Annotated in this window: 8 protein-coding genes; 7 read left to right on the forward strand and 1 reads right to left on the reverse strand. The window is 44.6% G+C overall.

The genetic code is table 11. From position 1 onward, the window contains the following. Nucleotides 1-26 precede the first annotated feature (26 nt). The 6 genes from thiB (at nt 27) to rluA (ending at nt 9,878) form a co-directional block, all read left to right on the forward strand. Entirely contained in the window at nt 27-1,031 is a 1,005-nt protein-coding gene (gene thiB / locus AC4IFO_RS16215) for a thiamine ABC transporter substrate binding subunit (RefSeq protein WP_490735886.1), read from the forward strand. Continuing rightward, complete coding sequence (thiP, locus tag AC4IFO_RS16220) at nt 1,007-2,611, forward strand: thiamine/thiamine pyrophosphate ABC transporter permease ThiP (protein ID WP_490735888.1); 1,605 nt, start codon at nt 1,007-1,009, stop codon at nt 2,609-2,611. The genes thiB and thiP overlap by 25 nt, the downstream gene beginning before the upstream one ends. Next, nucleotides 2,604-3,308 (forward strand): thiamine ABC transporter ATP-binding protein ThiQ, encoded by a 705-nt coding sequence (gene thiQ / locus AC4IFO_RS16225; RefSeq protein ID WP_490735890.1) that lies wholly within the window; start codon nt 2,604-2,606, stop codon nt 3,306-3,308. The genes thiP and thiQ overlap by 8 nt, the downstream gene beginning before the upstream one ends. 62 nt (nt 3,309-3,370) lie before the next feature. Beyond that, nucleotides 3,371-5,722 carry a DNA polymerase II gene (locus AC4IFO_RS16230; RefSeq protein WP_490735892.1) on the forward strand — a complete coding sequence of 784 codons (2,352 nt, stop codon included), beginning with the start codon at nt 3,371-3,373 and terminating at the stop codon, nt 5,720-5,722. Nucleotides 5,723-6,106: 384 nt separating this feature from the next. Beyond that, on the forward strand, nt 6,107-9,013 hold the full coding sequence (gene rapA, locus AC4IFO_RS16235) for an RNA polymerase-associated protein RapA (protein ID WP_490735894.1): 2,907 nt from the start codon (nt 6,107-6,109) through the stop codon (nt 9,011-9,013). A gap of 214 nt (nt 9,014-9,227) precedes the next feature. Further along, nucleotides 9,228-9,878, forward strand: a complete 651-nt coding sequence (gene rluA, locus AC4IFO_RS16240; RefSeq protein WP_490735896.1) for a bifunctional tRNA pseudouridine(32) synthase/23S rRNA pseudouridine(746) synthase RluA — start codon at nt 9,228-9,230, stop codon at nt 9,876-9,878. Between the two features lie 371 nt (nt 9,879-10,249). Here rluA and djlA read toward each other — a convergent pair whose 3' ends face one another. Continuing rightward, entirely contained in the window at nt 10,250-11,065 is an 816-nt protein-coding gene (gene djlA, locus AC4IFO_RS16245; RefSeq protein WP_219244430.1) for a co-chaperone DjlA, read from the reverse strand. A gap of 178 nt (nt 11,066-11,243) precedes the next feature. Here djlA and lptD point away from each other — a divergent pair, with 178 nt between their 5' ends. Beyond that, the gene (gene lptD / locus AC4IFO_RS16250; protein WP_490735899.1) at nt 11,244-13,619 is read left to right on the forward strand and encodes an LPS assembly protein LptD; all 2,376 of its coding nucleotides are present in this window, start codon (nt 11,244-11,246) and stop codon (nt 13,617-13,619) included. Nucleotides 13,620-13,778 lie beyond the last annotated feature (159 nt).

Raw genomic sequence — 13,778 nt, forward strand, 5'->3', positions numbered from 1 at the left:
CACTCTCTTTTAGCGCAGGAAAAAGCATGTTTAAAAACAAAATTATAGCATCGATTTTGACCCTTAGTGCACTCAGTTTAAGTCAATTGGCATGGGCAGAGAAACCAACCCTAACTGTCTATACCTATGACTCCTTTGCCGCAGAGTGGGGACCGGGTCCGCAAATTAAAAAGAATTTTGAAGCCCAGTGTGACTGCGAATTAAAAATTGTTGCCTTGGGGGATGGCGTTGCGCTGTTAAACCGTTTAAGAATGGAAGGAAAAAAAAGTAAAGCTGACGTCATTTTAGGCTTAGATAACAACCTATTAGATTCCGCCGAAAAAACAGGCCTCTTTGTCCCTGCTGAAATTGACACGGCAGCCTTAAAATTACCTATTGCATGGGATAGCTCTATTTTCATTCCTTATGATTATGGCTATTTCGCTTTCATTTATGACAAAAATAAAATCCAACAACCGCCCACAAGTATGGATGCGCTATTAAATAGCGAAAATAACTGGAAAATCATCTACCAAGACCCACGCACCAGCACGCCAGGGCTTGGCCTGATGTTATGGATTGAAAAACTATATGGTGATAAATCCGCAGATGCTTGGAAAAAAATGGCAGGAAAAACCTTAACGGTCACAAAAGGTTGGAGCGAAGCATACGGCTTATTCTTAAAAGGTGAAGGAGATTTCGTTCTGAGCTATACCTCATCGCCGGGCTACCAGATGCTCAACGACAAAAAAGATAACTACGCCGCAGCCTTGTTTGATGAAGGCCATTACATGCAAGTAGAAGTCGCTGCAAGGTTGAAAAACAGCCCACAACCTGAACTCGCTAAGCAATTTTTACAATTCGTTTTAACACCTGAATTCCAAAACACTTTACCGACTACTAACTGGATGTATCCGGTGATTGATATCCCTCTGCCAGAGGTTTATAACCAACTGCCTCTGCCAGAAAAAGCCTTACAATTTAGTTCACAAGAAGTGGCTAAAGAACGTCAAAACTGGACGCGTTTATGGCAAACCGCCGTCAGTCGTTAATTAATCTCTCTTTATTACCGGGAGCTTTTGCTTCCGGTTTATTAATTGCGATAGCGCTTCTCAGTTTTGGAGCGCTGTGGTTTTTTGCGCCTGAAATCGCCATTGATGACATCATCAGCGACAGTTACCTATGGCATGTCATTGGCTTTACCTTTTGGCAGGCATTTTTATCCGCTATTTTTTCCGTGCTTCCTGCCATTTTACTTGCAAGAGCACTTTACCGTCGTCGTTTTTGGGGGCGTACATTATTTATACGCCTCTGCGCGATGACACTTGTCTTACCCGTTTTAGTGGCTGTTTTTGGGATTTTATCGGTATACGGGCAAACAGGTTGGCTGGCAAAAACCTTCGACTGGCTCGGGGTGGAATACAGCTTTTCGCCCTACGGATTAAAAGGAATTTTACTTGCACATATTTTCTTTAATATGCCCCTCGCCACAAGAATGTTATTGCAATCCTTAGAAAATATCGCCATTGAACAGCGTCAAATGACTGCGCAATTAGGCTTTAATGAGTGGCAACAATTTAGAATTTTAGAATGGCCTTATTTGCGTAGGCAAATCCTCCCTACCGCATCACTGATCTTTATGTTGTGCTTTGCTAGCTTTGCCACCGTACTCGCTTTAGGTGGCGGCCCTGCGGCAACAACGATTGAACTCGCAATCTATCAAGCGCTTAATTATGATTTTGATCTTGGTAGAGCGACAATTTTGGCGCTCATCCAATTATTTTTCTGTCTTGGATTGATGTTTATCTGTCAAAAAATCAATAATTTATTTTCAGTTGGTTTTAGCCAGCAAACACAATGGGTAGACCCCGCAGATAACCTTTTTCGCCGTATTCGTGATTGCTTGTTAATTACTGCGGCGATGTTATTGTTGCTCCCCCCGCTGCTTGCCGTCGTTTTCGATGGTTTAAATGGGCAGCTATTATCGGTCTTACAGCAACCTGCATTATGGCAAGCCACAGGAACATCGCTGTTTATTGCGCTCTGCGCTGGTGTAGTTTGTGTCACTCTCACCTTGATGCTGCTTTGGAGTAGCCGTGAGCTGCGTTTACGCCAAGCCGTGCGACTTGGACAAGCGATTGAGTTAAGCGGCTTAATTATTTTAGCGATGCCTGGGATCGTCCTTGCAACAGGTTTTTTTATCTTTTTCAATGAAACCATTGGGCTACCTGAATCTCCCTACCCCTTGGTGATAATGACCAATGCCCTGTTGGCTATCCCTTATGCTTTAAAAGTCCTCGAAAACCCTATGAGAGACACCGCGGAGCGATATAACCCTTTATGCCAATCCTTAGCGATCACCGGGTTTAACCGCTTTAAAATTATTGAGCTCAAAGCACTACGTAAACCAATTGCCCAAGCTCTCGCATTTGCTTGTGTGATTTCAGTGGGGGATTTCGGCATCGTAGCCCTGTTTGGTAATGAAAATTTCCGCACGCTTCCCTATTATTTGTACCAGCAAATTGGGGCATATCGCACCAATGATGGCGCGGTAACTGCGATGCTGCTGCTATTACTGTGTTTTTGTTTATTTAGCCTGCTCGAACGCATTTCAGGAAAACACCATGATTAAGCTGACAAATTTAGATTACCAATATGATAACTTAACGATGTCGTTTGATTTTTCAGTAAAATCAGGGGAATGTATCGCTATCATGGGACCAAGTGGTGCGGGGAAAAGCACGTTACTGAGCTTAATTAGCGGCTTTCAATTTCCCAAAACAGGCACAATAGAACTTAATGGGCAAGATCACACCTTCACGCCACCAGCACAGCGCCCTGTTTCCATGCTATTTCAAGAAAACAATTTATTTGCGCACTTAACGATACGGCAAAATATCGGCCTCGGTTTGCAGCCAAGCCTGCGATTGAACTCGGCGCAAATGCAGGTCGTCGAGCAAATTGCGGCTCATGTCAGTTTAACTGAGTGCTTAGACCGCTTGCCAGCACAGCTTTCAGGTGGGCAACGCCAACGTGCCGCCCTTGCCCGCTGTTTGGTTCGCAATCAACCGATTTTATTGCTTGATGAGCCTTTTTCAGCCCTCGACCCTGCCCTGCGCCATGAAATGCTTATGTTGTTAAAAACGGTTTGTGCAGAAAAATCCATCACATTGTTAATGGTGTCTCATAATGTGGATGACGCCCTGCAAATTGCCCCAAGAACGTTAGTCATCTCTGATGGTGTAATTGCCTATGACGGTGATACACAAGCTTTATTACAAGGGCAAAGTGCAGCTTCTGCACTGCTTCGTGTCACCGACACCAATTAATACTGTATAAATTCACACTACTGTCGTATATTATTGGGTAACTTAGCAAACCGAGTTGCCCAATGCCCCAACTAATGCCCCCTGCACAACAAGGCTTTATCTTAAGCCGGCACTGGAAAGACACCCGCCAAGGTGTCGAGGTCACGTATTGGCTTCTCACAGACACACACCCGCAAAAAATAACCATTCCCAATCAAAAAGCAGTTGGCTTTTTATCGGCTTCAAAGCTACCAATTGTTCAGCATCTTTTAGATGAACAACCGAATGTCAGCTACCGATTACTTGAACTCTCTGACTTTCAAAGGGAAAAAGTCTACGCCATTTATTGTCACCAATATCGCCAATTACAGAATATCGAAAAAAGCTGTAAAGAATTCGGCGTTGAGCTGTTTGAAACCGATATTCGCCCTTGTGAACGCTATTTAATGGAGCGATTTATTACAGCGCCTGTGTGGTTTTCTCGTAATTCACGCGGTGAATACCAACTCAAGCCTTGTGACGGTTATCGCCCAAAAATTAAAGCGGTATCTCTTGATATCGAAACCAGCCAACATGGTGAGCTATATTCCATCGGGCTATCTGGTTGTGGTGACAACGTGGTGTTTATGTTAGGCCCAGAGCAAGGCCCTGCATTAAATTCGGCTCACCGCCTAGTGTATGCAAGTAGCCGGCCTCAATTGCTAGAGAAACTCAATGAATGGCTACAACAGTACGACCCTGATGCCATCATCGGTTGGAACTTAATCCAGTTCGACTTACAGGTTTTGCAAAAACACGCAGAACGCTATGGCATTCCGCTGTTATTTGGGCGGCAAGGGACAAAACTTGAGTGGCGGGAGCACGGCTTCAAACAAGGCGTTTTCTTCGCTTCAGCCCAAGGTCGACTTATTATCGACGGTATTGATGCACTCAAAAATGCGACATGGCATTTTGCTTCGTTTAGTTTGGAATTTGTCGCCCAAGAGCTTCTCGGGGAAGGCAAGGCGATTGATACCCCCTACGACCGAATGGACGAAATTAACCGCCGCTTTGCTCACGATAAACCCGCATTAGCACACTACAACATTCAAGACTGCGTTTTAGTCCACCGTATATTCGAAAAAACCGATCTCATGGCGTTCTTGCAAGAGCGTTCGTCGGTCACAGGCTTAGTAGTAGATAAAATGGGAGGCTCCGTTGCGGCATTTTCCCACCTTTATATTCCGCGGTTACATCGCCTTGGCTTCGTTGCACCAAATATAACTGAGCACAAGATGCAGTTAAACCCAGGTGGATTTGTGATGGATTCTCAACCGGGGCTGTATGACTCTGTGTTAGTGTTGGACTACAAAAGCCTGTACCCATCAATTATTCGTACCTTTTTAATTGACCCCGCAGGTATGATTGAAGGACTTGCTCACCCTGAACCACAACATTCTGTGCAAGGTTTTCGCCAAGCATGGTTTTCACGTACGACCCATTGTTTACCCGATATTGTTAGCCATATTTGGCAAGCGCGCGATAAAGCCAAAAAAGAACACAATGCACCGCTTTCCCAAGCCCTAAAAATTATTATGAATGCCTTTGCTGGCGTGCTTGGCGCTGAAGGCTGCCGTTTCTTTGACCCACGCTTAACGGCCTCAATTACGATGCGCGGCCATGAAATAATGCGTACAACCAAGCGATTGATTGAATCCCAAGGTTACCAAGTCATTTATGGGGATACAGACTCCACATTTGTTTGGCTACGTGAGCAACACACTGAAGAGCAAGCACAAAAAATTGGCTATGCCCTTCGTGATTACGTCAATGATTGGTGGAAACAGCATTTAAAGGATGAATGGCAGCTCGAAGGTGTGCTTGAACTTGAGTACGAAACACATTATCGCCGTTTTCTTATGCCAACCGTGCGTGGCGCTGAAATGGGCAGTAAAAAACGTTATGCGGGTTTAAGCCAAGATAAAATGATATTCAAAGGGCTAGAAACGATCCGTTCAGATTGGACGCCACTTGCACAAATTTTTCAAAAAGAGCTCTACACTCGAATTTTTCATCGTCAATCGTATCGTGAATATATTCGTGAATATATCCAAAATATTCGAGCAGGTAAATTTGATGACCGCTTGGTTTACCGTAAACGCTTACGCCGAAAACTCACTGATTACCAACGAAATGTGCCGCCACACGTTCGCGCAGCACGTGCCGCAGATGACTATAATATAAAATTACAGCGCCCGTTACAGTACCAAAATGGGGGTTGGATAAGCTATATCATCACACAGGCAGGGCCTGAACCACTCGAAATCGTAACAGCAAGGCCAGATTATGAACACTATATTTCTAAGCAAATCAAACCAATAGCCGATGCTATCTTACCTTTCTTAGAGGATGACTTCGATACCCTATTAACAGGCCAAATTACCCTGTTGTTCTAAAATTTATTATTCCACTGATGCTTTTTTAACAGGTGACGATAAGCCGCGGTTGAATTAATATAACGCCCCTTTGATATCCGCACAGCTCGACTGCACAAATAATGCGCGATAATCAGTAATACTCGTTATAATTCAATCAGCACTTTTTGCCTTATCTTCAGTGTGTTTTTCGCTAAGAAGTTAAAGCAATGACAGTGAGCCACTGCAATTTGAATTTATTAATGTGTATAATTAATCATCAGGTAATGACTATTTTTACAAAAAATCGAACTCTTCCTTGTGCAACAGATGATTAGTTGCACCAACACTGGGCGAAGACTCTGATAAAAATTGTCTAAAAAAATCTAAGAATAACTCACAAATTTATGGAATTAAGTTAAATCTATGCCATTTACTCTTGGTCAACGCTGGATCAGCGATACAGAAAGCGAACTTGGATTAGGCGCCGTTGTGGCTATCGATACCCGCATGGTAACGTTACTTTTCCCTGCTAGTGGCGAAAACCGCCTTTACTCACGCAGTGATGCGCCGATTACCCGAGTGATGTTTAATGAAGGTGATACCATCACCAGCCACGATGGCTGGCAACTTCAAGTTGAAAGCATTGAAGAAGATAAAGGATTATTAACTTACATTGGTACGCGCTTAGACACGCAAGAAACTGATGTAAGCCTCAGAGAAGTGTTTCTCGATAGCAAATTGACCTTCAATAAACCCCAAGACCGTTTATTTGCAGGCCAGATTGACCGAATGGATCGCTTTGCACTGCGTTTTCGCGCACGTAAATTTCAAAGCGAGCAAGTTAAGCACCAAGCAACTGGCCTACGTGGCATACGCGCCAGTTTAATTCCACACCAATTACACATCGCCAACGAAGTAGGCAAGCGCCACCATCCACGCGTTTTACTCGCAGATGAAGTGGGCTTAGGGAAAACTATCGAAGCAGGGATGATCATCCACCAGCAACTTATTGCTGGCCGTGCTGAGCGTGTCCTTATCATCGTTCCTGATAGCTTGCAGCATCAATGGCTAGTGGAAATGCTTCGTCGTTTTAACCTGCGTTTCTCACTGTTCGATGACAGCCGTTATAGCGAAGCACAACACGACAGCGATAACCCATTTGAAACTGAACAATTAGTCTTATGTTCACTGGATTTTGTCCGCCGCAACAAGCAGCGTTTCGACCAACTGGTTGAAGCAGGCTGGGATATGATGGTTGTCGATGAAGCTCACCATTTACAATGGAGTGAAGCCGCACCAAGCCGCGAATATCAAGTAATTGAAACATTAGCAGAAAATATTCCTTCAGTCCTTCTGTTAACCGCAACACCTGAACAGCTCGGTCAAGAAAGCCACTTCGCTCGATTGCGCCTGCTCGACCCAAGCCGTTTCCATGATTATGCGGAGTTTGTTGCTGAGCAGGATAACTACCGCCCAGTCGCCGATGCTGTTTCATTGTTATTATCAGGCGATAAACTGACCAATGATCAACAGAACTTACTCAATGATTTGATCAAAGAGCAAGATATTGAGCCATTGCTGAAAGCCGCTAATCTCGAAACGGAAGATGGCACTGCCGCTCGCCAAGAGCTAATTAACATGCTGATGGACAGACACGGCACGAGCCGCCTGTTATTCAGAAACACCCGTAATGGTGTTAAAGGCTTCCCGCGTCGTGAGCTGCATTCGTTAAAGATGCCATTACCGACCCAATACCAGACCGCAATTAAAGTGGCGGGTATTATGGGCACCAAAAAAGACACCGAAACTCGCGCCAAAGAGATGCTGTACCCGGAGCAAATTTACCAAGAGTTTGAAGGTGAAAATGCGACGTGGTGGAACTTCGACCCCCGTGTTGAATGGTTGATGGGCTTTTTAACCGCGAATCGCAATGAGAAAGTCTTGGTTATCTGCGCAAAAGCGGCGACTGCACTGCAATTAGAGCAAGTTTTACGTGAACGTGAAGCGATTCGAGCTGCTGTCTTCCACGAAGGGTTATCCCTGTTAGAGCGTGACCGCGCCGCCGCGTATTTTGCTTCTCAAGAAGAAGGCGCACAGGTATTACTGTGCTCTGAAATTGGTTCAGAAGGCCGTAACTTCCAGTTCGCAAACCAGTTAGTCATGTTTGACCTGCCGTTTAACCCTGATTTGCTAGAACAGCGTATTGGTCGTTTAGACCGTATTGGCCAAAGCCGTGACATCAGCATTCATGTGCCTTTCTTAGAAAACACCGCGCAAGCCGTGCTTATCCGTTGGTATCACGAAGGCTTAGATGCCTTTGAACACACCTGCCCGACAGGTCGCGCCATTTACGATAAATACTACCAACCGTTGCTGCAATTTATGGCTGAACCGACTGTTACTGAAGGGTTTGATGAGTTTATCAAAACGTGCCGTGACGAACATGACAGCTTAAAACTGCAATTAGAACAAGGCCGTGACCGTTTGCTGGAAATGCACTCGAACGGCGGAGATGCAGGTAACCAGCTAGCAGAAGAAATTGGTGAAGGCGATAACGACACTGAGCTGGTTAACTTCGCACTAAACTTGTTTGATATTGTTGGTATTAATCAGGAAGATAAGAGCGATAACTTAATCATCTTAACGCCATCCGACCATATGTTAGTCCCTGATTTTCCGGGTCTTCCACAAGATGGTTGCACCATCACGTTTGATAGAGAGCAAGCGCTTTCCCGTGAAGATACGCAATTTATCAGCTGGGAACACCCGATCATCCGCAATGGGTTAGATTTAGTGTTATCGAGCGATACGGGCAGCTGCGCAGTTTCTTTATTGAAAAACAAAGCATTACCTGTCGGCACATTATTAACTGAGTTAATTTATGTGGTCGAAGCGCAAGCGCCAAAAAACTTGCAAATCAGCCGTTTCTTACCCGCGACACCTGTACGTTTATTAATTGATTTAAAAGGCAATAACTTATCATCTCAAGTTGAATTTGAAAGTTTTAACCGCCAATTAAATGCGATTAACCGCCATATGGCGAGCAAACTGGTGAATGCAGTACAAAACGAAGTGCATTCCGTTCTGCGTTTGTCTGAACCGATGGTTGAAAAAGAAGCGAAATTACTGATTGAGAGCGCAAAAGATGCCGCTGATAAAGCGTTAACCTTAGAACTTTCACGTTTAGAAGCGCTAAAAGCGGTCAACCCAAATATCCGTGATGAAGAACTGGATATTATCGAGGAAGAACGCCAACAACTGATGACTAATATTGACCAAGCCACATGGCGCCTCGATGCCATCCGCTTAGTTATTGTCACGCATCAGTAAGCCATAACAATCGAACCATAGAACACTTTATGGTTCGATAATTAATTTAAAATCTACAACTCGATTTACTTAAGTAATAATTGAATTACCCTAAATAATTCGTGTTGTAGGTAGGCGGTAAATGAAGCTATCTCAGGGAGCATACACAAGTATGTAACCTGAGTAGATGAATGAAGCCAACACCCCTACAACTTGAAGTATGACGGGTAATTTTATGGAACCTTACCATCCCTCCATTGAACCTTGGCTGCATGTGCTCTACCAAGATGAACACATCATTGTGGTGAATAAGCCAAGTGGGCTACTTTCTGTGCCCGGAAAAGCCCCTGAGCACCATGACAGCATTATGAGCCGCGTTCAGCGTGATTTTCCTGCGGCAGAATCTGTTCACCGACTTGATATGGCAACTAGCGGTGTCATGGTCGTTGCGCTGCATAAAGCCGCTGAGCGTGAACTCAAACGCCAATTTAGAGAGCGTGAGCCTAAAAAAGTCTATATTGCGCGAGTTTGGGGGCAATTAGAGAAAGAAGAAGGGTTGATTGATTTACCGCTGATTTGCGATTGGCCCAATCGGCCAAAGCAAAAAGTGTGCTTTGAAACGGGTAAGTCTGCACAAACAGAATACCAAGTATTGGCGCGTGAAGAACAAGCGACTCGCGTAAAATTGTCACCGATTACAGGGCGTTCCCACCAATTACGCGTTCATATGCTTGCATTGGGTCACCCTATCCTTGGCGATCGCTTCTATGCCCACGACGAGGCCAAAGCCCTCGCACCTCGCTTGCAGTTACATGCTCAGGAGTTATATATCACCCATCCTGAATATGGCACACCAATGCATTTTACCTGCCAGCCCGATTTTTAGGTTTACTCAATCGATTGACTGCATCCCATCCCCTAAATAGTTCGCGCTACCGCAAAGCGTCGACTGAATGAATCCCTAGAAGCGTAGATAACTACGTGACTAGGGTTTGCAAACACGCCAACAGCGCTGCGGCGCGAAATATGACGGGATTAAATAGTTCGAAAGCTAGGGGCTATTGAGTGCAGCCAATGCTTTTAGTGTATATGACGCAGTTTAGCTTTAGGACTAGATTAAACCACACTATTCCCCTAAATAATTCGAGCTATAGGTAGGCAGCAAATTGAGGATATCTCAGGGAGCATGCAAAAGTATGTGACTAGGGTTCGCGAACGCAGCCAACAACGCTGCGGCGCGAAGTATGACGGGGAAAATTATTTGAAGCCAAGCTCCTTCTTAACTAAGTCATAAGCCGCTTGGATTGATTGAGCCTTCTGCTTCGCAATTTCCATCATTTCTGGCGGTAAACCTTTTGCCACTAATTTGTCTGGATGGTGTTCGCTCATTAACTTGCGATATGCTCGCTTAATCTTAGTCGGCTCATCGCTAGGAGACACGCCAAGGACTTTACAGGCATCTTCGAGTGTTGGGCCATTAGATTGCTGGTAATAGCCCCCTGATTGCTGCTGGGAGTATCCTTGACCGAATTGGCGGCCACTTTGGATCATATCCAAGAATTGCTCGAACTGAACTTTAGAAATTCCGAGCTCTTCTGCAATGATAAACAGCACTTTTCTTTCGTTTGGATGAAGGGAACCATCGGCAAAAGCGGCCTGTAATTGAATTTCCAGAAACATCTGAATCAGGTCGAATCGACCGTAACATGCCATGCGTAATTGTTTTAGAACATCACGTAAAGGAAAGTTAGGTGACTTCCCTTCTCGAAAGGCTTGTTGCGCTGCTTTTCGGGTTTCGCCGTGCAGTTGCATTCTGTCCATCAAATTTGATGCAAGCTGAATATCCGTCTCAGTTACACGGCCTTTAGACTTGGTTAAATGCCCTAAAATTTGGAAGGTGCTCGCAAAGAAAATAATTTGACGATCACGCTTATTCATCGACCCGGCAAATTTACGTTGTATTGATGCTTTATCAAAGCCGTGGCCAATAATTAACCCCGCTAACGCCCCCCAAAAACCTAATCCAGAGACGATTGCGAGTATTACGCCAATAATTTTACCCCAATAGTGCATATATCCCTCAATTCTTCAATGCTCAAAATGCAATTTTGCATTATCATACTATTCATTCTGCTCTATGCATAACTACCCGCGCGTAAAGTTTCTTACATTATACTGGCGCAAAGTGGTTGGCTAAGTTAGTCTTTGAGCGTTTGCTGGCTGTGCCAATGATGACGGAACCGCATATTTAATGATGAAAAAAAGCTATCCAACACTAGTTGCTACCCTTGTATGGGCGGCTATTTATAGTCAGCAAGCGCATGCTGACCTTGCGCAGCAGTGTATGCTGGGCGTCCCTGTTTACACAAAACCGATTGTAAAAGGTGACCCTAACAACCTGCCTATTAACATTACGGCTGAAGATGTTCGTGGTGAATACCCTAATTTTGTTGAATATGACGGCAATGTCGATATCCAACAAGGGAACCAAACGCTGACCGCTGATAAAGTTAAACTAACGCAAACTGAAACTGCGGGGCAGCCACCTGTTCGCGAAGTGACTGCAACAGGTAATGTTCACTATGATGACCCGCAAATTATCTTAAAAGGCCCTTCGGCTTGGTCTAACTTAGATAATAAAAATACCGACGTAAACGACGGTAACTACATGATGGTCGGTCGCCAAGGCCGCGGTGACGCGACGAAAATGAAAATGCGTGGCGAAAACCGCTATTCCATCATGGAAAACGGGACATTCACCACCTGCTTACCGGGTAACAATAGCTGGAGCGTTGCAGGGTCTGAAGTCATTATCGACCGTGAAGAAGAAGTCGCGGAAATTTGGCATGCGCGCTTTAAAGTCGGTGATGTTCCGATTTTCTACAGCCCCTACATGCAATTACCGATTGGTAACAAGCGTCGCTCTGGTTTCTTAATTCCAACAGGCAGCTATTCAAACAACGACGGCTTAGAGTTCTCTTTACCGTATTATTGGAATATTGCCCCGAATTACGATGCGACCATCACACCTCAGTTTATGACCCACAGAGGCGTGAAATTAAACAACGAATTCCGTTACCTTATCACGCCGGGAACCGGCACAGTTGCTTTTGATTACATCGCCCGTGACCGTGCTTATATCAAAGATAAAGATCGTGAAAAACGTGCAGCTCGTGATAGCGATGACCGTTGGTTATTCTACTGGCGCCATTCAGGCACCTACGCGGGGCACTGGAATTTTGCGTCTGACTACACCAAGGTTAGCGATCCGCAATACTTTACCGATTTTAGCTCCCAGTACGGTAGTACAACCGATGGTTACGCCACGCAAAAATTCAGCGCGGGCTATTCAGATACCAACTGGAATGCGAAAGTTACCCACAAACAATTCCAAATTTTTGCGGATAACCCGAACAAACGAGCTTACAAAGCAGAGCCACAAGTTGACTTCAATTATTATAAAAATAATTTAGGTGCTTTTGATGTGCATACCTATGCACAAGCCGCTCGCTTTACCAGCGTAGGTAAAAATAACCCTGATGCAACGCGTTTACACATTGAGCCTGAAGTGAACCTGCCATTATCAAATGGCTGGGCAAACATGAATAACAGCATCAAACTGTATGCGACCCATTACGACCAAGATATTCCAACATCAAATACGGATAGCAGCCTAGAGAAAAACGTTAGCCGTGTGCTCCCAATGTTTAAGAGTGATGCAAAAGTCGTTTTCGAGCGAGACCTTTTCCAAGGCAGTGATTATGTACAAACATTAGAGCCTCGCGTTCAATACTTGTATATTCCCTATAAAGATCAGGACAATATCAATAACTTTGACTCCTCTTTACTGCAATCAGATTACAGCGGTTTATTCCGTGAGCGTATTTACAGTGGCCTTGACCGCATCGCCTCTGCAAATCAATTCACGACCGGTTTAACGACCCGCGTTTATGATGATGCACTCGCGGAACGCTTTAATTTCTCTGTAGGGCAAATCTATTACTTTGAGCGTCCACGTGCAGGAAACTCTAACCGCCCTATCGATGATAAGAGCAACACAGGTTCTTTACTGTGGGCAACAGATTCCATGTGGCGTATTGATGAGAACTGGGGTATTCGTGGTGGGTTACAGTACGACCGCCGCCTCGGTAACGTCACAATGGGTAATGCCGTTGCAGAGTACCGTTTAGATGCTGACCGCTTAGTTCAGTTGAACTACCGCTTTGTTGACCGTGATTATATTCAAGCCACTTTCCGTCGAGATGAGGCCGAGAATGGCGGTTATACCTATACACTGCCTGAATATCAACAAGGTATTTCCCAAGTTGGTACGGTGGTGAGCTGGCCATTAAGCGAACAATGGGGCTTTGTTGGTTCCTATTATTACGATACAAAACAACAGCAATCTGCAAGCCAACTGGTTGGGTTGCAATACAATACCTGCTGTTGGGCAGTCAACCTTGGTTATGAACGTAAGATTGTTGGTTGGCAAAAAGAGAAGTTCAGCAGCGAATATGATAATAAATGGTCAGTCAATGTGGAACTTAGAGGCCTAAATAACAATCATAGTTTAGGTAGTCAGAAAATGTTAGAAGCGGGTATCATGCCTTACCAGCGTGCTTTCTGATAACAAATAGCATCGTTTATTCTGAATAACATGCGATTTACTCTGAATAATTTGAGAGACACTTACTCTAAATAATTCGAGATGCAGTTAGGCGACAAATGAGCGAGTCGCTAGGAGCATACATCAGTATGTGACTTGCGCGAGTGAGTGCAGTCAACA

The organism is Providencia sp. UF-224, assembly GCF_058245955.1.